At 71.2% G+C, this 18541-nt stretch carries 17 protein-coding genes; 13 read left to right on the forward strand and 4 right to left on the reverse strand.

Annotation, left to right across the window (positions count from 1 at the left end; all coding sequences use genetic code 11):
* Positions 1–18: 18 nt before the first annotated feature.
* The 3 genes from VSH64_RS47430 to smc all read left to right on the forward strand — a co-directional run bounded on the left by VSH64_RS47430 (position 19) and on the right by smc (position 4998).
* Entirely contained in the window at positions 19–582 is a 564-nt protein-coding gene (locus VSH64_RS47430; protein WP_326569288.1) for a hypothetical protein, read from the forward strand.
* Between the two features lie 335 nt (positions 583–917).
* Positions 918–1205 carry an acylphosphatase gene (locus VSH64_RS47435; protein ID WP_326569289.1) on the forward strand — a complete coding sequence of 96 codons (288 nt, stop codon included), beginning with the start codon at positions 918–920 and terminating at the stop codon, positions 1203–1205.
* Positions 1206–1392: 187 nt separating this feature from the next.
* Positions 1393–4998, forward strand: coding sequence for a chromosome segregation protein SMC (gene smc, locus VSH64_RS47440; protein ID WP_326569290.1), 3606 nt, complete (start codon positions 1393–1395; stop codon positions 4996–4998).
* 61 nt (positions 4999–5059) lie between these two features.
* Here the strand turns inward: smc and VSH64_RS47445 are convergent, their stop codons facing one another.
* The 3 genes from VSH64_RS47445 to VSH64_RS47455 all read right to left on the reverse strand — a co-directional run bounded on the left by VSH64_RS47445 (position 5060) and on the right by VSH64_RS47455 (position 8581).
* The gene (locus VSH64_RS47445) at positions 5060–5686 is read right to left on the reverse strand and encodes a DUF3455 domain-containing protein (RefSeq protein ID WP_326569291.1); all 627 of its coding nucleotides are present in this window, start codon (positions 5684–5686) and stop codon (positions 5060–5062) included.
* 110 nt (positions 5687–5796) lie between these two features.
* Positions 5797–7365, reverse strand: a complete 1569-nt coding sequence (locus tag VSH64_RS47450; RefSeq protein WP_326569292.1) for a sodium:solute symporter — start codon at positions 7363–7365, stop codon at positions 5797–5799.
* Between the two features lie 10 nt (positions 7366–7375).
* Positions 7376–8581, reverse strand: a complete 1206-nt coding sequence (locus VSH64_RS47455; RefSeq protein WP_326569293.1) for an anhydro-N-acetylmuramic acid kinase — start codon at positions 8579–8581, stop codon at positions 7376–7378.
* A 150-nt stretch (positions 8582–8731) separates the two neighbouring features.
* Here VSH64_RS47455 and ftsY point away from each other — a divergent pair, with 150 nt between their 5' ends.
* The 8 genes from ftsY (at position 8732) to VSH64_RS47495 (ending at position 14850) form a co-directional block, all read left to right on the forward strand.
* A complete protein-coding gene (ftsY, locus tag VSH64_RS47460) occupies positions 8732–10096 on the forward strand; it encodes a signal recognition particle-docking protein FtsY (protein WP_326569294.1) in 1365 nt (454 codons plus the stop codon).
* Between the two features lie 106 nt (positions 10097–10202).
* Positions 10203–10763 (forward strand): hypothetical protein, encoded by a 561-nt coding sequence (locus VSH64_RS47465; RefSeq protein WP_326569295.1) that lies wholly within the window; start codon positions 10203–10205, stop codon positions 10761–10763.
* Positions 10763–12166: a putative T7SS-secreted protein gene (locus VSH64_RS47470; RefSeq protein ID WP_326569296.1), complete on the forward strand. Its 1404-nt coding sequence runs from the start codon at positions 10763–10765 to the stop codon at positions 12164–12166. Before VSH64_RS47465 ends, VSH64_RS47470 begins: the two co-directional genes overlap by 1 nt.
* 32 nt (positions 12167–12198) lie before the next feature.
* Complete coding sequence (locus VSH64_RS47475; protein ID WP_326569297.1) at positions 12199–12699, forward strand: hypothetical protein; 501 nt, start codon at positions 12199–12201, stop codon at positions 12697–12699.
* Entirely contained in the window at positions 12696–13175 is a 480-nt protein-coding gene (locus VSH64_RS47480; RefSeq protein WP_326569298.1) for a YbaB/EbfC family nucleoid-associated protein, read from the forward strand. The genes VSH64_RS47475 and VSH64_RS47480 overlap by 4 nt, the downstream gene beginning before the upstream one ends.
* Positions 13172–13912: a hypothetical protein gene (locus VSH64_RS47485; protein WP_326569299.1), complete on the forward strand. Its 741-nt coding sequence runs from the start codon at positions 13172–13174 to the stop codon at positions 13910–13912. Before VSH64_RS47480 ends, VSH64_RS47485 begins: the two co-directional genes overlap by 4 nt.
* 11 nt (positions 13913–13923) lie before the next feature.
* On the forward strand, positions 13924–14238 hold the full coding sequence (locus VSH64_RS47490) for a DUF4333 domain-containing protein (RefSeq protein ID WP_326569300.1): 315 nt from the start codon (positions 13924–13926) through the stop codon (positions 14236–14238).
* Positions 14239–14352: 114 nt separating this feature from the next.
* A complete protein-coding gene (locus tag VSH64_RS47495; protein ID WP_407655616.1) occupies positions 14353–14850 on the forward strand; it encodes a GNAT family N-acetyltransferase in 498 nt (165 codons plus the stop codon).
* Here VSH64_RS47495 and VSH64_RS47500 read toward each other — a convergent pair.
* Positions 14843–15607, reverse strand: coding sequence for an IclR family transcriptional regulator (locus VSH64_RS47500; RefSeq protein ID WP_326569302.1), 765 nt, complete (start codon positions 15605–15607; stop codon positions 14843–14845). The two genes, VSH64_RS47495 and VSH64_RS47500, sit on opposite strands and share 8 nt — an antisense overlap.
* Before the next feature lie 107 nt (positions 15608–15714).
* Here VSH64_RS47500 and aceB point away from each other — a divergent pair, with 107 nt between their 5' ends.
* The gene (gene aceB / locus VSH64_RS47505; protein ID WP_326569303.1) at positions 15715–17289 is read left to right on the forward strand and encodes a malate synthase A; all 1575 of its coding nucleotides are present in this window, start codon (positions 15715–15717) and stop codon (positions 17287–17289) included.
* On the forward strand, positions 17289–18485 hold the full coding sequence (locus VSH64_RS47510) for a DUF6986 family protein (protein ID WP_326569304.1): 1197 nt from the start codon (positions 17289–17291) through the stop codon (positions 18483–18485). The genes aceB and VSH64_RS47510 overlap by 1 nt, the downstream gene beginning before the upstream one ends.
* The last annotated feature ends 56 nt before the right edge of the window (positions 18486–18541 follow it).

An 18541-nucleotide genomic window follows, 5' to 3' on the forward strand; every position in this document is an offset into this window, starting at 1 on the left:
GGGCCGGTCGGGCTCGTCGTGCGAACGTCCGAAGAGGACGAGACCGGCGGTGAGCTCGGCGGTTCACCGCTGCTGCTCGAACCTCCGCCGCCACTGCTGCTCGGCGGCGTGTCCGAAGACGGCGGGCTGGACGGGTCGCTCGGCGGCGAAGTCGGGTCGGTGGGCTTGGTCGGCGACGAGGGCGGCGGGTCGCTGCGCGGCGTCGTCGACGGGCTGACCGGGTTGCCCCCGGTCGGCTGGCCACCGGGGCCACCGGGCTGGTTCGGCTGCCCAGGCGGGTTGTTCGGCGGCGGCGGAATCACCACCGTGGTGGTCGGCACGCCGTCCGCGCCCGTGGAGACGACCGTGGTCGGGGTGGCGGGCGTCGACGGGGTGCCGCCGGCCGAGGGCTGGCCGGGGACCGTCATGGGGGCGCCCGGGACGGCGTTGCCCGGCACGACCTGCGAGCTGCCCGGCAGGGTGCCCTGGCCGCCGCCGGGAATGTTGGGTGGCGTGGCGGTGGTGCTGCCCGGGCCCGCCAGCTCGGCGACCGCGGCGAAGGCCGTGGCGACGACCAGGCCGCTCACGCCGAGGATGGCGTAGCCGGCCCGGTTCATGAGGCCGCTGGCGGCCTTCGGTGGCGCGACGGAGACGCGTGAGCTCGGATCCGGCCCGTCGGGACGGGACATGCAGGCTCCTTACATGCGGTTCAACGCTGGTTTTCGACGTCGTCGGGTGCGGCAGCGGAGAAAGCACCGCCGGTGACTTGCGAAAAATCGTGGCGCCGTTCGGTCCGGCACCCCGGGGCGAAGCGGGGGATCGGGGCTGCCGGACGCGGACCCCGGCCGGGAGGTTATCACCGCCCGTGACCCATTCGCGCAGGTACGGGGGCTGCCCCGTCACTGTCCGCAGCTGGTGGCGTGGGGCAGGATGGGCCTGTGAGTGAGGAAGAAACACACATCCGGCTGGCGGCGTGGGTGCACGGGCAGGTGCAGGGAGTCGGTTTCCGCTGGTGGACCCGGAGCCGCGCGCTGGCGCTCGGCCTGGTCGGGTTCGCCCGCAACCTGCCCGACGGCCGTGTCGAGGTGGTAGCGGAGGGTGGTCGAGACCACTGTGAGCGGTTGTTGGCGGCCCTGCGGTCCGGAGAATCACCCGGAAGTGTGGATCACGTCGTGGAGCGCTGGAGCCCGGCCAAGGGCAGGCTCACGGGGTTCGTCGAGCGCTGAGCCGCTGCTCGTGGGGCACTGCGCCGCCCGGGTGACGCCTGTGACGGCTGGGACACAAGGGGTTGCCGGGTCGCTTCGTTCTGTGCTAGGCGCGCCGGGACGGGCGGCCTCCCGCGATCACGGCGGGTGCCCAGGTAGCCTTGGCGGACTGTAGAGCCAGTACCGCGGCCGGAAGGGTCAGCACCAAGTGCACCTGAAAAGCTTGACGCTGAAGGGTTTCAAGTCCTTCGCCTCGGCCACCACGCTGCGGTTCGAACCCGGGATCACCTGCGTGGTGGGCCCCAACGGTTCGGGCAAGTCGAACGTGCTCGACGCGCTGCGCTGGGTCATGGGCACCCAGGGCGCCAAGGACCTGCGCGGCGGCAAGATGGAAGACGTCATCTTCGCCGGCACCGCGGGTCGCGCGCCGCTGGGCCGCGCCGAGGTCACGCTCACCATCGACAACGCCGACGGCGCGCTGCCGATCGAGTACACCGAGGTCTCCATCACGCGCCGCATGTTCCGCGACGGGGCCAGCGAGTACGAGATCAACGGCGACCGCTGCCGCCTGATGGACGTGCAGGAACTGCTGTCGGACTCCGGTATCGGCCGCGAGATGCACGTGATCGTGGGGCAGGGCCAGCTCTCGGCCATCCTCGAATCGAAGCCCGAGGAGCGCCGCGCCTTCATCGAAGAGGCCGCAGGCGTGCTCAAGCACCGCAAGCGCAAGGAACAGACCCTGCGCAAGCTCGCCAACATGCAGGGCAACCTCGACCGCCTCGGCGACCTCACCACCGAGCTGCGCCGTCAGCTCAAGCCGCTGGGCAAGCAGGCCGAGATCGCGCGCAAGGCGCAGTCGGTGCAGTCCGAGCTGCGGGATTCGCGCCTGCGCCTGCTGGCCGACGACCTGGTCACCCAGCGCGAGTCCATCGCGCGCGAGGAGGCCGACGAGCGCACCGCCCGCCAGCGCCGCACCGAGGTGGAGCAGGCGCTGGAGGTCGTGGCGGCCGAGGAGACCGAGCTGGAGGCCTCGCTCGCCGAGGACGCGCCGAAGCTGCAGGCGGCCCAGGAGACCTGGTACAAGCTTTCCGCGCTGGCCGAGCGCCTGCGCGGCACCGTGCGCCTGGCCGTGGAGCGCCAGCGCCACCTGTCCTCCGACGTGGCGGCGCCCACCGGCGGCCGTGACCCGGAGGAGCTGCTGGCCGAGGCCGAGCAGGTCGCCGAACGCGAGCAGGAGCTCAACGAGGCGGTGATGGAGGCCCGCGAGCTGCTGGCCGAGACCGTGCTGAAGCGCGAGGACCTCGAACAGCGCGTGCAGGCCGCCGAGCGCGCCCACTGGGCCGCCGTGCGGGCCATCGCCGACCGCCGCGAGGGCATGGCGAAGCTCACCGGCCAGGTCGAGGCGCTGCGCAGCAAGAACGGCGCCACCGCCGACGAGATCGACCGCATCTCGGTGTCGCTGCAGGAATCGGCCGAGCGTGCGGAGATCGCGCTCGAAGAGCTGGAAGAGGCCAAGGCCGAAGGCGGCGTCGAGGAGTCCGACGACGCCGACCTGATGCAGCGCCACGACCGCGCGGTCGAAGCCAACAACGCCGCCAAGGCACGCGTCGAAGAGCTGGTGAAGGCCGAGCGCGGTGCCGAACGCGAGATCGCGTCGGAGCGGGCGCGCGTCGAGGCGCTGTCGATGGGTCTCAAGCGCAAGGACGGTGCGGGCGCGCTGCTCGGCGCGTCGCACGAGCTGCCGGGCCTGCTGGGTTCGGTCGCCGCGCTGCTCACCGTGCAGCCGGGCCACGAGGTGGCGCTGGCCGCCGCGCTCGGGCCGGTGGCCGACGCCGTGGCCGTGGCCGGTGGCGAGCAGGCGCTCACCGCGCTGAAGTACTTGAAGGAAACCGATTCCGGCCGTGCCGGCATCCTGCTCTCCGGCTCCTTCGGCTCCACAGTGGACACCGGCTCGTGGCCGGTGCTGCCCTACGGCGCGCGCTGGGCCCGCGAGGTCGTGCAGGCGCCGGAGCAGCTGCGCCCGGCCGTGGAGCAGGCGCTGGACAAGCTCGCGCTGGTCGACGGCCTCGACGCCGCCCGGCAGCTGGTGGAAAGCCATCCGGACGTGCGCGCGGTCACGCGCGAAGGCGACGTGTTCGGCGCCCGCTGGGTCGTCGGTGGTTCGGCCGCGCGCGAGAGCGTGATCGAGGTCCAGGCCGCCGTCGACGAAGCCGGCGAGCGGCTGCGCACGGCCGAGCGCGCGCTGGAGCGCCACACCGCCGAGCTGGAGGGCGCGCGCGCCGAGCAGCAGGCCCGGCGCGAGGAAGTGGGCCAGGCCAAGGACGCCCTCGGCGACGCGAAGGTGCGCAAGGCCCGCTCGTCGGAGCGGCTCAACCGGATGCAGCAGGCCGCGCGGTCGGCGCAGGCCGAGGTCGAACGCCTCTCCGCGCAGCGCGCCAAGGTGGAGCAGAGCCGCGAGCAGGCGCTGGAGCAGCTGGCCGAGCTGGAGGAACGGCTCTCCGCCGTGGCCGAACAACCGGTGGAGGACGACCCGGACACGGCCGAGCGCGACGAGGCCGTGGCCCAGCTCGCCGTGGTGCGCCAGGAGGAAATGGAAGCGCGCCTCACGCAGCGCACGGCCGAGGAACGCGCCCGCAGCATCGCCGGGCGTGCCGAATCGCTGCGCCGCGCCGCTCGCGCCGAGCAGGAGGCCCGCGACCGCGCGGCCAAGGCCCGCGAGGCCCGCGAACGGGGTGCCTCGATCGCCAACGCCGTGGTCAACGCCGGTGAGCTCGCGCTGGAACGCATCGAGCACTCCGTGCAGCGCGCGGCGGCCGAGCGCGACGACGCGCAGGCCCAGCGCCAGGCCCGCGAGACCGCGCTCACCGCGGTGCGCGCCAAGGTCCGCGAGCTGTCCGGCGAACTCGAGAAGCTCACCGATGCCGTGCACCGCGACGAGGTGCTGCGCGCCGAGCAGCGGCTGCGGCTGGAAACGCTCGAAGGCAAGATCGCCGAGGACTTCGGCATCGGCCTCACGGATCTGGTGCAGGAGTACGGCCCCGACGTGCCGGTGCCGCCGAGCGCCGGCGAGATGGCCGAGTACGAGGCGGCCAAGGAGCGCGGCGAGGACGTGACCCCGCCGCCGCCGATGCCGTACGACCGCGACACGCAGGCCCGCCGCGCCAAGCGCGCGGAGAAGGACCTCACGCTCCTGGGCAAGGTCAACCCGCTGGCGCTGGAGGAGTTCGCGGCGCTGGAAGAGCGCTACAAGTTCCTCTCGACCCAGCTCGAGGACCTCAAGGACACGCGCAAGGACCTCGAAGCCGTGATCCGGCAGGTCGACGAGAAGATCCTCGAGGTCTTCGCCTCGGCCTACGCCGACGTGGCGCGTGAGTTCGAAACCGTGTTCAGCGTGCTGTTCCCCGGTGGCGAGGGCCGGATGGTGCTCACCCAGCCCAACGACCTGCTGGCCACCGGCGTCGACGTCGAGGCGCGTCCGCCGGGCAAGAAGGTGAAGCGGCTGTCGCTGCTGTCCGGTGGCGAGAAGTCGCTGGTGGCCGTGGGCATGCTGGTGGCCATCTTCCGCGCCCGCCCCTCACCGTTCTACGTGATGGACGAGGTCGAGGCGGCGCTCGACGACACCAACATGCGCCGGCTGATCGGGCTGCTGGAGCAGCTGCGCGACTCGTCGCAGCTGATCATCATCACCCACCAGAAGCCGACCATGGAGATCGCCGACGCGCTCTACGGCGTGAGCATGCAGGGCGACGGCATCACGAAGGTGATCTCGCAGCGCCTGCGCGCCGAGGACGAAGAGCCGGTGCCCGCCGTCTGAAGCTGACCGTGCGAAAAGGGGCTTCCCGAGGTTCGGGGAGCCCCTTTTCCTTTGCGGTGCTTCAGTTCGCGGTCCAGAAGGCGTACTCGGCCGAGTACGGCGTGGCGGTCACGTCGCCCGCGTTGCACGAGCTCTTCGGCGCGAGGCCGCCCTTGGTCGCGAGGCGCTGGATGTAGGTGACGGTGCCGAACACGCCCTTGCCGCTGTCCTGATCGGACTTCAGCAGGATCTCGGGGATCGCGTCGGCGTGCTGCACGGCCTTGCCCGGCACGGCGGTGGCGGCGACCGTGCTGCCGTCCACAGTGGAGGTCCAGATCGGGCCCTTGTCGTGCAGGGCCACGGCCTTGCCGCCGTCGGACATGATGGCCGAGGGCTTGGTCAGCGTCCACGCGCCGTCGGTGCAGCCGTAGATCTGCACGCCTTCGCCGTGGAAGGTGGCGGCGCGCTTGTTGCCCGGCGGCACCTGCACCTGGGCCGGGGCCGCGATCACCTCGGGGGAGCCGTCCTGCGAACCGGCGGGGGAGCCCGGCTGGGCGCCCGCCTGCGTTCCGGCCTGGCTTTCCGCACCCGCCGCCGCTTTCGCCGCCGCCGGGTCGGCCGCGGCTGCCCCGGTGGCCGACGAACACGCCGTCGCCCCGCCCAGGAGGATCATCGAACCCGCCGCCAGTGCCAGAGAAATCCGCTTCATCGTCCCCGCCTGATCCGGGCCCGCCATCCGGTGGCGGGCGCTCGTCAGGTGCACGAGCGCCCACCCCGGGACGGTTCACCCGATCGGGGAAAAATTTCTCGATCGGGCGATCAGACGGTGACTTCGGCCTGCGGGGCGTCGACCTCCGCGGCGTGCGGGTCGGCGTCGCGGTGGCGCAGCGCGAGCAGCCCGCCGACGACCATCGTGATCACCACGCCGACGAACGTGTACCAGTAGGTGGCCAGCGGCACGAGCGTCTTCGTGGCCGCGCCGAACTGCAGGTGCACGGCCGTGGTCGCCTTGTCGAACTTCACGAACAGGATCAGGAACGCCATGCCCACCACCGAGCACGCGAACGCGATCACCGCGTCGGCCTGGCGCGCCTTCTTCACGATCAGGCCGAGGAAGAACGACCCGAGCAGCGCGCCGTAGGTGTAGCCGACGATGCCGAGGCCCTGCTGGATCACCGGGTCCTTCGAGTTGGTGAACAGCGACGCGAAGATCGCGAACACCACGGCCCAGATCAGCGTCCACATGCGACCGTGGCGCAGCAGCTTCGAGTCCTCCACCGACCGCTTCGTGAAGCGCTGGTAGAGGTCGGCGATGGTGGAGGTGGACAGGGCGTTGAGCGCCGAGGCCAGCGCGCCCATCGTGGACGCGAGGATGCCGGCGATCAGCAGGCCCGAGAGCCCCACCGGCAGGTCGTTCACGATGAAGTTGGAAAACACGTCGTCGCCGGACATCTTGCCGGCGGCGACCGCGGTGGCCGTGGCCCCGGTCTTGCCACCCGTGTAGACCCACAGCATCGCGCCGACCACCAGGAACAGCGCGAACTGCACGAACACCACGAACGACGAGCCGATGAGCGCGCGCTGGCCGTCGCGCAGGCTCTTGGTCGACAGCAGCCGTCCGACGATCAGCTGGTCCGCGCCGTGCGAGGCCATCGACAGGAACGCGCCGCCGACCACGGCGCCCACGAACGCGTACGGGCTGGTGATGATGTTCGACGTGAAGTCGGTGAGCTGGAACCGACCCTGGCTCGCGGCGATCGAGGTCCAGCCGTCGGGCAGCTTGGTCGTGAGGAACACGACCGCGCCGATCGCGCCGAGGACGTAGAGCGACCACTGGATCACGTCGACCCAGATCACGGACTTGATGCCGCCGACGAAGGCGTAGATCAGCGTGAGCGCGGTCAGCAGCACCACGATGTGCCAGTAGGACGTGTGGATGCCGTAGTGGTCGAGGATCGCCTTGATCGGGATGGCGCCGGCGAACAGCCGCAGGCCTTCGGCGAGCAGCCGCGTGACCACGAAGGTGACCGACGCCGTGCCCTGCAGCCCACGTCCGAAGCGGCGGCCGAGGAACTCGTACGCGCTCACGTAGTTGCCCCGGAAGTACCGGGGCAACAGCACGAACGCGGCGACGATGCGGCCGAGGATGTACCCGAACGCCACCTCGAGGAAGAGGAACTCGCTGCCGAAGACCAGGCCGGGCGTGGAGATCACGGTGAGCGTGGACGTCTCGGTGGCCACGACCGAGAGCGTGACGGCCCACCAGGGCATGCTGCGCTCGCCGACGAAGTAGTCGTTCGCGGACTTCTGCCTGCGGCCGACCAGCACGCCGATGATCGGCATCGCCGCCAGGTACACGATGACGATCACCAGATCGACTGGGTTCATGCGGTTTCTCCTACCCTCGAGCGCCGACTTCCGAAACCCGCAAGCGGGTCACGGTGCCCCCCAGTGGGGCCGGAAGGTTCAGGGGGTGCGCGCCGGGTGTGAGCGCACCGAGCAGCCGGGGGCCGCGGGCGCCGGTGGCGGACGGCAGCGTACCCGGCACGCCGCACCAGCTCAGCCAGCCGAGCAGCGCGGTGAGGTACGCCTCTTTGCCCGCGGCGGGCAGACCGAGGTCGTCGCTGGTGCGCAGCGCCACGCCGGGCAGGTCGGCCGCCAGCGCCGCCGTCACGGCCGGGTTGCGCATGCCGCCGCCCGAGCCGACGACGGTGGCCACGCCGTGGCGCCGGCATTCGGCGGCGACCGTGGCCGCGGTGAGTTCGGTGAGCGTGGCCAGGAGGTCTTCGGGCGAAAGCGGGGGCAGCCCGGCGAGCGCCGTGTCGAGATAGTCGCGGTGGAAGTGTTCCTTGCCGGTGGATTTCGGTGGTGCGGCGGCGAAGTAGGGATCGGCGAGCAGGCGGTCGAGCAGGTCCCGGCGGACCTGGCCGGCCAGCGCGAGCTTCCCGTCGACGTCGGCGTGCTGCTCGCCGCCGCTCACGCGGGCCGCGGCGAGGTCGAGCAACGCGTTGGCGGGACCGGTGTCGTAGGCGAGCACGGTGCCGCTGCCGTCCACGACCGTGATGTTGGCGATGCCGCCGAGGTTCAGGGCGGCCACGGGTTTTCCGGACTCTTCGGCGAGGCCGCGCAGCCACAGCGCGTCGAGCGTGCCGGCCAGCGGCGCGCCCTGGCCGCCGGCGGTGATGTCACGGATGCGCAGGTCGGCGACCACCGGCGTGCCCGTGCGTTCGGCGATCCACGCGGGCTGGCCCAGCTGCAGCGTGCCGAGCGCCGCGCCGCGCTCGACCCAGTGGAACACGGTCTGGCCGAGCGAGGCGATCACGTCGACCGGCCCGTGTTCGGCGATGCCCTGGGCCGCGGCTTCGGCGAACGCCTGGCCGACGCGGGTGTCGAGGATGGTGAGCGCTTCGGCGCTGCTCGGGTTGGGCGGCAGCGCGCGCAGCACGGCTTCGCGGGTTTCGGCGGCGAAGGGCACGTCGAGCTCACCGAGCGGGGTGAGCACCACGGTGTCGCGTTCGGCGTGCAACTCGGCGACGGCGACGTCGATGCCGTCGACCGAAGTCCCCGAAAGGAGGCCGAGCACGCGGAAGCCGTGGGTTTTCATCCGGAGTGGTTTAGCCGGGGTGAAGCGGTGACGCAAGCCACGTCGTGAAGTCTTGGCCGAATCGGAACTCGACGAGTTATCCGTTGGCCTGAAGGCACCAGCGCGGTGGGGTGTCCGGTGGAGCCCGGGAGCGGATGACAGGATGGGTCCGTGTCGAGCACCTGGTTCTGGATCGTCATCGTCGCCGTCGTCGTCCTGGTCGCCGTGCTGGTGTCCGGGCTGCTCATCGCACGTCGGCGGCGGATCAGCCTCGAACAGACGCGCAAGGTCGAGGAGAAGCCGAAGGGCGGCGGGTACACCGCGGCCGGCGGCATCACCTTCGCGCCCGGGGGTGAGGCCGAGGCCGTCGCGCCCGCCGAACACCCCGTAGAGGACCGGCCGGAGGTCGACGGCCAGCCCGCCGTGGGCGACGACGCCGCGGTGCCGCGCGATTCCGACCAGCGCACGATGCGCGACGTCAAGCTGCCCGAGCCGGAGGTCGAGCCCGCCCCTCGCCCGGCGGCGCCGGCCGAGGGTCCCGCGGCCGCGCCGGTCGAGGGCACCGTCGAGCCGATCGAGCCCGTCACCGCCCTCGAGGAGATCGACCCCGCGACCGGGCGGCTCGAGCGCCTGCGCGGGCGCCTGTCGAAGTCGCGCTCGATGTTCGGCCAGAGCCTCCTGGGCCTGCTCGGCGCCGGCGACCTCGACGAGGACTCCTGGCAGGACGTCGAGGACTCGCTGCTCATCGCCGACCTCGGCGCGGCCACCACGACCCAGATCGTGGAGCGCCTGCGCGACGAGCTTTCCCGCCGTGCCGTGCGCACACCGGCCGACGCGCGCGAGGTGCTGCGCGAGGTCCTCACCGCTTCCCTGTCCACGGACGCCGTCCGCGCCGTGCGCGCGCTGCCCCACGAGGTCGACGGCAAGAAGCAGCCCGCCGTGGTGCTCGTCGCCGGCGTGAACGGCACCGGCAAGACCACCACCACCGGCAAGCTCGCGCGGGTGCTCGTGGCGCAGGGCTCGACCGTGGTCCTCGGCGCGGCCGACACGTTCCGCGCCGCGGCCGCCGAGCAGTTGCAGACCTGGGGCGAACGCGTGGGCGCGGCGGTCGTGCGCGGCAAGGAAGGCGCCGATCCCGCCGCCGTCGCGTTCGACGCGGTGAAGCGCGGCATCGACGAGGGCGCCGACGCGGTCCTGGTCGACACCGCCGGGCGCCTGCACACCAAAACCGGCCTCATGGACGAGCTCGGCAAGGTCAAGCGGGTCGTGGAGAAGCAGGCCAAGGTCGACGAGGTGCTGCTGGTCCTCGACGCCACCACGGGCCAGAACGGCCTCGCGCAGGCGCGGGTGTTCTCCGAGGTGATCGACGTGACCGGCATCGTGCTCACCAAGCTCGACGGCACCGCCAAGGGCGGCATCGTCTTCCAGGTCCAGAAGGAGCTGGGGGTGCCCGTGAAGCTCGTCGGCCTCGGCGAAGGCCCGGACGACCTCGCGCCGTTCGAGCCGGGCGCGTTCGTCGACGCCCTGCTGGGCTGAGACAAGATTCGCCCGTTGAGGTGATCAACAGGCGAATGGCGCAGAACCCCCGCCGGTCTCTGCCACGGTGATCTCGTCGTGACAGCCGGACGAGGGGTTCGCGGGGATGACGGGCGGGTTCGACGCCGTAACTGAAGATCTCGAGCGCGCCGCCGACACGATCGGCGATGTGGTCGGGAGTGCCGCGGGCCTGCTGTGGCAGGGGCCGAGCGGCGACTACGGCCACGCCGGCGTGCAGGCGGGCTGGGGAAGCTTCGTCGACGACCTCAAGTCGGTGGTCGACGGTCTGGCCGGTAAGGCCCAGGGCCACGGCGAAGACCTGCGCACGGCGGCGGTGCGCTACGCGGCGGCCGACGGTGCCGCGGGCGATTCGATCGTCGCGGTCGCCTCGAAGGCACTCGACGCTCTCGGTGGGCACGGCAAGCCGTCCTCCGGTGGCGCGTTCTTCGCCCCGCTCAGCGGCGCTCTCGCGCGTGCCGCCGAAGAGCCGCGTGGTCCCGAGTGGACCGGTGGCGGCACCGGGCGCATCAGCGGCTCGATCGACGACGGCCCGGCCGGCGTGATGAGCCCGGAGCGGTCCCGGCAGCTGTTCCCCGGCGCGCGTGCCGGTGTGGAAGAGAACCCGGTGGACGAGAACCCGGTCGACACCGACGGGCCGGTGTTCTGATGGCCGCCGAGCTGGGGGAGACGACCGACCCGAAGGAGCTCATCCCCGGGGAACCGCGGTTCATCTCGGGTGACCTCAAGGACATGGTCCGCAACATCCAGAAGATGGCCGCGATCTCCGACGGCCTCTCCGGCGTCGACGCGAAGCAGTGGACCGGTGAGGCGAGTGACCGGTTCCGCGAGACTTTCGGCCAGGAGCCGAAGAAGTGGTTCGAAACCATCGGTGTGCTGGGCACCGGCGCCAACGCGCTGGCCGACTACGGCGACGTGTTGACCCGGAGCCAGGCGAAAGCGCAGCAGGCGCTCGAGCTGTACACGCAGGGCCAGGCGGCCACGCGGGCGGCGTCGGCGCAGTGGACGGTGGACGCGTACCGGGCCCTCACCGGGGGACACCAGATCCCGGCGTTCGCCGACCCCGGCCAGGGTGCGACGCAGCAGGCCGAGCGGATCCTCGCCGCGGCGCGGGCCGAGCTCGAAGAGATCGGTGGCTCCACGGCTGAAAAGCTGGGGTTCAAGAAGGAATCGGACGGCACTTACAAGAAAGACCTCGGCGACGGCCACGAGTTCGGCGCGGACCACCGGAACAAGAAGCCGGTGTGGGACGACGAGAAGAAGGAGTGGGTCGAAGAGGATCCCGGCGGCTGGCAAAGCCACGGGAAGAGCAAGAACTACTCCCGCGAGTTCGGCACGCAGTCCGACGGCATGCTCACCGACAAGCTCGGCGGCCTGCTCGAAAAGTTCGGCATCGACACCTCGGAAAGCACCGTGTCCGCATCGGCGGGCGTCGACCTCGTCGACGGCTCGCTCGACGGCAAGTTCGGCGACGGCACCTTCGGCGGCAGCGGCAAGGTCGAGGGCGCCGCGATCGGCGCCGGTGCGGAGGCGCACGCCGGGGCGGGCCCGCTGGGGCTCAACGCGGGGGCGTCGGCCGAGGCGTACCTGGCCAAGGGCAGCGCCCAGGGCGAGATCCACTACGGCGACCACATGTCGATCAAGGGCGACGCCTCCGCCGAGGTCGGGGCCAAGGCGTCCGCGCAGGGTTCGATCGGCTGGTCCGGGATGCAAGGCAGCCTCGAGGGCTTCGCGGGCGCTCGGATCGAGGGCAACGCGGGCGCCGAGGTCGGCGGTGTCACCGCCGGTGTGCACGGCGAGGCCTGGGCCGGGGTCGGGGCCGAGGCGTCCGGGCAGTTCGGCATGGGCGACGACGGGAAGTTCCACGTCGGCGCTTCACTCGGCGTGGCGCTGGGCATCGGTGGCAAGGTCGGGTTCGACATCAGCATCGACCCGGGTGAGGTCGTCGACACCGTGCAGGACGTGGCCGGTGACGTCGCCGACGTGGCCTCCGACGTCGGGCACGGCATCGCGAACGCCGCCGGCGCGGTCGGCGACTTCCTCGGCTTCTGACCACCCCCACCAGGAGATTCGGAGTACACACAGTGGTTGGCACCCTCCCCGTCCCGATCGTGTTCGAGCTGCCGGACGGGTGGCGATCGGTCCCCCCGGACGAGGTCGGCACACCCGACGCGGCATTCGTCGCGCTCAACACCGGGTCGTCGCGTGAAGGCTTCACGGCGAACATCACGATCACCGGCGAGCTGCGCGAGGACGACGCCCCGCTCACCGCGATCGGCGACGAGGCCGTCGAAAAGCTGCGGACCGCGGGGGCGGCGGGGGTGCAGCTCGGGCGGCGCAACGAGGTCGGCTCCGCGGAGAACCCCGGGCTCACGCAGGCGGTGAAGCTGACCGTGGGGCTCAAGGGCAAGCAGGTGGACATCGTGCAGTTCCAGGTGTTCATGGTGATGCGCGACCAGCAGGCGCCCGAGCGCCGGGCCGTGCTGCACGTGGTGCTGTCCGCGTTGCTGGAGAACCAGTTCGAGCACGTTATCGACGGCTTCCAGGAGTTCCTGGCCACCATCAAGCCGGAGCGCGCGGCATGAACGACACCGCACGGCAGCTGCTGGCCCGCATCGAAGCGATCGACGCGGCCGCGACCGACAACCGCTTGCGCGCCGAGGCGTACCGGCGCGTGGCCGACGAGCTGAAAGACGCGATGGGCAGCGCCACTTCCCCCGACGGCGTGGTCACCGTGGTGGCCGGCCCCGGCGGCGCGATCGCGTCCGTCACCTTCAGCGAACGGGCCCGGGAAACCGATCCGGCGGTGCTGTCGGCCGATGTGCTGCGCGCGATCGGTGAGGCGCAGGCCGCGGCCGCGCGCCTGCAGGCCGACGTCGTGCGCCGGGGCCTCGGCGACACCGAGCTGCTCGACCGCGTGCTGGACTCCGACGAGCAGCTCTTCGGCGCGCCGCGTCCGGTCGCGGCCGCGCCGCCGCCCGCGCGTCCGGTGGCCCGCGAAGCACCGCAGGAAGGCGAGTTCGACGACTTCAGCGTGTTCGACCAGGAGCCGACCCGGTGAGCACCGCGTTGATCCTCGTCATCGTGATCGGTGGCACGCTGCTGATCGCGGGCGCGATCACGTGGTTCGCAGTGTGGAGCTACCGGAGCTCCAAGCGTGACAACGCCGCTCTGCTGCAGCGGTTGAGGGAGGAAGCGTCGCGGCGGGGCTGGCGGTACGAAGAGCGCAACGACTCGTATTGCGCCTTCTACAGCGAAGGCGACCAGTCCATGCTCGTGTCCATTGCGGACGAGATCTTCTCGCCACGCGACATCTTCGCCCGGCCGCCCGAAGCGTTGGAAGCGCACGAGATCGTGAGCGGAACGCACCGGGGGCGACCGTTCCTCAGCGCCAGGCTCAGGGTGCGTTGGTACCAGAGTGGCATCCGTGACTCGCGGGTCGTGTGGGTGCGCGCGCCGAAACTCGGCCCGGCCTTGCAGGTGATGCCTGCGGTGCCGCTCGCGAGCCGCGTGAACGACAAGATCAAGCGCGGCGACCTCAAGGTGGGCGATCCCGAGTTCGACGAGCGCTACCAGGTGAGCACCGGCGACGAGCGGTTCGCCCGCGCCGTGCTCGTCCCCCAGGTCACCCACTTCCTGAAAACCGACCCGCGGAAGTTCCGCGGCTTCACCTTGCTCGGCGCGAACCTCGATTTCCTCGACAGCGGCTCCGATCAACGTGATCCCGAAAAACTCGTCGCCGCCTTGGATCTGCGGTGCGATCTGCTCGATTTGGTTCCCCGTTCCGTCTGGGCCTGAGGAGGCTGGCTGTGTTGCGTCGGGTTGTTGTGGCTGTGTGCGGTATCGCGTTGCTGGCCGGGTGTTCCGCGCACGTCGAAGTGACGCGCCGGGTGGCGAAAGCCGATCTGGAGCGAGGAATCTCCGACGCGCTGGAGAAGTCCGTGGGCCGCCGTCCGGACACGATCACCTGCCCCGGGGCGATCGACGCGAAGGTGGGGCAGCAGATGCGCTGCCAGCTCGTCGACGGCACCATCAAGGCCGGCCTCACGGCGACCATCGACACCGTGAACGGCAGCAACGTGCACTACTCTGTGAAGGTCGACGACCAGGTCACCACGAATTGAGGTGACACCCCGGTCCGCGCGGGCGCACACTGCCGACATGCTTTGACGCCCTCGCGGACCACCTCGCGCCTCTCGTTCACCCGCCGTTTTTTCCCGGACGAGAGGAACCCAGTGATGATCATCGAAGGCCCGCGCGTGCGCCTGCGTCCGCTCACCGCGGACGACCGCGCCCGCGCCCAGGAAATCCTCGCCACGCCCGAAGTCGCCCTCTGGTGGGGCGACGCCGTGCACGAGGTCGAAAGCCTCTACGAGGTCGAACCCGGCTTCGCCAGCTACGCCATCGACCTCGACGGCGAGACCGTCGGCCTCATCCAGAGCTCCGAGGAGCTCGACCCGCAGTACCGCCACGCCGGCATCGACATCGCGATCGACCCGGCCCACCACGGCCGCGGCCTCGGCACCGAAGCCATCCGCACCCTGGCCCACCACCTGTTCGCCCAGGGCCACCACCGGCTCACCATCGACCCGGCCGCCACCAACACCACGGCCATCCACGTCTACACCAAGCTCGGCTTCCGCCCGATCGGCCTCCTGCGCGCCTACGAACGCGGCCCCGACGGCACCTTCCACGACGGCCTGCTGATGGACATGCTGGCCGGCGAACTCAGGTGACCGGCAGCTGCTGCGAAAGCCGATCCGCGATCTTCTGCACCACCGGCGCGATGCTCGCCACCGCGTCGGCGGTCAGGCGGCCCGACGGGCCGGACACGGAGACCGCCGCGGGTACCGGCATGCCGGGCACCGCCACGGCGATGCAGCGCACGCCCAGCTCCTGCTCGGCTTCGTCGAGCGCGTAGCCCTGCGAAGCGATGCGGGTCAGCTCCGCAGCGAGCGAAGAAGGGTCGGTGAAGGTGTGCTCGGTGTACGCGGGCATGCCGGTGCGCGTGAGCAGCGCGGCGACGTCGTCGGCGGGCAGTTGCGCGAGCATGGCCTTGCCGACGCCGGTGCCGTGGGGCAGCAGGCGGCGGCCGACCTCGGTGAACATGCGCATGGAGTGCTTGGAGGGCACCTGGGCCACGTACACGACCTCGTCGCGCTCCAGCACGGCGAGGTTGGCCGTCTCGCCGACCTCCTCGACGAGCTCCACGAGCAGCGGCCGCGCCCACGAGCCGAACTGCATGCTGGCGTTCTCGCCGAGGCGGATGAGCCGCGCGCCGAGCGCGTAGCGGCGGTTGGTGTTCTGCCGGACGTACCCGAGGTCCACCAGCGTGCGGATCAGCCGGTGGATGGTCGGCATCGGCAGCCCGGACAGGGTCGCGAGCTCCGAGAGACTGGCCTCCCCGCCGGTGTCCGCGAGGTGCTCCAGCAGCTCGAACGCGCGCTGCAGTGACTGGACGCCGCCGTCCCGTCCGCCTTTCTCAGCCGCCACCGTGGCCCTCCTCACAGGTCGTCTTGAGCTTCCGCTATGCAGAAACTATAGTCCGTCAGGTAAAAACCGTAGGGACGTTATCCAAAGAACGACTCGGGGTGTTTCGCATGTCTGAAGTCCAGGTCCTCGGCGACTCGGTTGAGCGCGGCGACGAGATCCTGACGCCGGAAGCCCTCGCCTTCCTGGCGGGGCTGCACGACGCCTTCGCGGCGCGCCGGGACGAGCTGCTCAAGGCCCGCGGCAAGCGCCGCGAAGAGGCCCGCACGACTGGCCGGCTCGACTTCCTGCCGGAGACGAAGGCGATCCGCGAGGGCGACTGGAAGGTCGCCGAGGCGCCCGCCGCGCTGCGCGACCGCCGCGTGGAGATCACCGGTCCCACCGACCGCAAGATGACCATCAACGCCCTCAACTCCGGCGCCAAGGTGTGGCTCGCCGACTTCGAGGACGCCAACACGCCCCACTGGGCCAACGTGGTGTCCGGCCAGGTCAACCTGTCCGACGCCATCCGCGAGACCATCACGCTGGAGAGCGGCGGCAAGAGCTACGCCCTCAAGGACGACGTGGAGCACGCCACCATCGTGGTCCGCCCGCGCGGCTGGCACCTCGACGAGCGCAACCTCACCTTCGGCGGCCGCCAGGCTGTCGGCGCGCTCGTGGACTTCGGCCTGTACTTCTTCCACAACGCCGCCGAGCTGCTCAAGCGCGGCAAGGGCCCGTACTTCTACCTGCCGAAGATGGAAAGCCACCTCGAAGCGCGGCTGTGGAACGACGTGTTCACCCACTCCGAGAAGACGCTGGGCATCGAGCACGGCACCGTGCGCGCCACCGTGCTGATCGAGACGATCCCGGCCGCGTTCGAGATGGAAGAGATCCTCTACGAGCTGCGTGAGCACGCCTCGGGCCTCAACGCCGGCCGCTGGGACTACCTGTTCAGCGTGATCAAGTACTTCCGCGACGCGGGCGAGAAGTTCGTGCTGCCGGACCGCAACTCGGTGACCATGACCGCGCCGTTCATGCGCGCCTACACCGAGCTGCTCGTGAGCACCTGCCACCAGCGCGGCGCGTTCGCGATCGGCGGCATGGCCGCGTTCATCCCGAGCAAGGACCCGAAGGTCAACGAGGGCGCGTTCGAGAAGGTCCACGCCGACAAGGCGCGCGAGGCGGCCGACGGGTTCGACGGCTCCTGGGTCGCGCACCCCGGCATGGTCGCCCTCTGCAAGGAGGAGTTCGACAAGGTCCTCGGCGACCGGCCGAACCAGCTCGAGCGCACCCGCGACGAGGTCAGCGTGACCGCCGACCAGCTGCTCGACGTCGCCTCGACGCCCGGCAGCGCCACCGCGGCCGGCCTGCGCGCCGCCGTGGAGGTCGGCATCCGCTACATCGCCTCCTGGCTGAGCGGCAATGGCGCGGCGGCCATCCACAACCTGATGGAGGACGCGGCCACGGCCGAGATCTCGCGCTCGCAGATCTGGCAGTGGGTGAAGAACGGCACCACGCTCGACACCGGCGACCAGGTCACCGCGGAGCTCGTGCGCGGCGTGCTGGCCGAGGTCCGCGGCGAGCTGTCGGCCGAGGTCAAGGAAGACGTGCTCACCCCGGCCGTCGAGCTGTTCGAGCAGGTCGCGCTGGCCGACGAGTTCCCGGACTTCCTCACGCTCCCGGCCTACGAGCACATCAAGTAATGGCGAACGGCCGGCTCACCGAGGACGTCTACACCGCCGCCGACGCGCGCCTGGCCGAGGCCGACGCGCGCGTGGCGGCGCTGTACCCCGGTGAGCCGCCGGGCCGCCGGCCCGTGCACACCGTGTACGTGCCGGCGTCCCAGTACCGCACGCGCCTGGTCGCCGACTGGGGCAAGCAGGCGATGCGGGTGTTCGTCGAGCGCGGCGACGTGCTCGGCCTCGACCCGGACGTCGCCGAGCGCGTGCGCGCGAAGCTGCTCACCGAGCCGATCGAGGACCTGCGGATCGACTTCGAAGACGGCTTCGGCAACCCCGGCGATGAAGCTGAAGACGCCGCTGCCCTCGCGGCCGGGCAGACGCTCGCGACCACCGGCGGCACCCCGTTCGTCGGCATCCGGTTCAAGAGCTTCGAGGCCGCCACGCGCCGGCGCGGCATCCGCACGCTGGACCTGTTCCTGACCGGGCTGCTGAGCAACGGCGAGCTGCCCGACGGGTTCGTGGTCACGCTGCCGAAGGTGACCGCGGTCGAGCAGGTCGAGGTCGCCGCCGACGTGCTGGCCCGGCTCGAAACCGCGTACGGACTGGCCGAGGGCACGCTGCGCTTCGAGGTGCAGATCGAGACCGCGCAGTCGATCCTCGCCCACGACGGCACGGTGTCGGTGGCGCGGATCATCCAAGCCGCGGCCGGGCGTTGCTCCGGCCTGCACTACGGCACCTACGACTACAGCGCGGGCCTCGGCATCGCCGCCGCGTACCAGAGCATGGCCCACCCGGCGGCCGACTTCGCGAAGCAGCTCATGCAGGTCGCGGCCGCCGGCACCGGCGTGCGCCTGTCCGACGGCTCCACCAACCGGCTCCCGCTCGGCGACGACCTGCCGGGGGCGTGGGCCGAGCACCTGCGGCTCGTGCGCCGCTCGCTGGAAAACGGCTTCTACCAGGGCTGGGACCTGCACCCCAACCAGCTGCCGACCCGCTTCGCCGCCACGTACGCCTTCTACCGCGAAGGCTTTCCTGCCGCGGCGAAGCGCCTCAGCGACTACGCGGCCCAGACGTCGGCCGGCGTCCTCGACGAACCGGCCACGGCCGAGGCACTGGCCCGCTACCTCCTGGGCGGCCTGCACTGCGGCGCGCTGGAAGCCGCCGAGCTGCCGTTCGACGCGGCCACGCTCGACCGCTACGCCCGCCGCCTCGCCTAGCCGACGCGGCTCGGCACCGTCCGGGTAGGCTCGCGGCCGTCTTTCTGGTGTGGGGT

The organism is Amycolatopsis rhabdoformis (assembly GCF_035918295.1).
Taxonomy (GTDB): Bacteria; Actinomycetota; Actinomycetes; order Mycobacteriales; family Pseudonocardiaceae; genus Amycolatopsis; species Amycolatopsis rhabdoformis.

Bases quoted from the DNA above. Each gene is read 5' to 3' on its own strand.
- VSH64_RS47445 (WP_326569291.1), bottom strand. From the start codon at position 5,686: ATGAAGCGGATTTCTCTGGCACTGGCGGCGGGTTCGATGATCCTCCTG.
- VSH64_RS47450 (WP_326569292.1), bottom strand. From the start codon at position 7,365: ATGAACCCAGTCGATCTGGTGATCGTCATCGTGTACCTGGCGGCGATG.
- VSH64_RS47455 (WP_326569293.1), bottom strand. From the start codon at position 8,581: ATGAAAACCCACGGCTTCCGCGTGCTCGGCCTCCTTTCGGGGACTTCG.
- VSH64_RS47465 (WP_326569295.1), top strand. From the start codon at position 10,203: ATGACGGGCGGGTTCGACGCCGTAACTGAAGATCTCGAGCGCGCCGCC.
- VSH64_RS47470 (WP_326569296.1), top strand. From the start codon at position 10,763: ATGGCCGCCGAGCTGGGGGAGACGACCGACCCGAAGGAGCTCATCCCC.
- VSH64_RS47480 (WP_326569298.1), top strand. From the start codon at position 12,696: ATGAACGACACCGCACGGCAGCTGCTGGCCCGCATCGAAGCGATCGAC.
- VSH64_RS47495 (WP_407655616.1), top strand. From the start codon at position 14,353: ATGATCATCGAAGGCCCGCGCGTGCGCCTGCGTCCGCTCACCGCGGAC.
- aceB (WP_326569303.1), top strand. From the start codon at position 15,715: ATGTCTGAAGTCCAGGTCCTCGGCGACTCGGTTGAGCGCGGCGACGAG.
- VSH64_RS47510 (WP_326569304.1), top strand. From the start codon at position 17,289: ATGGCGAACGGCCGGCTCACCGAGGACGTCTACACCGCCGCCGACGCG.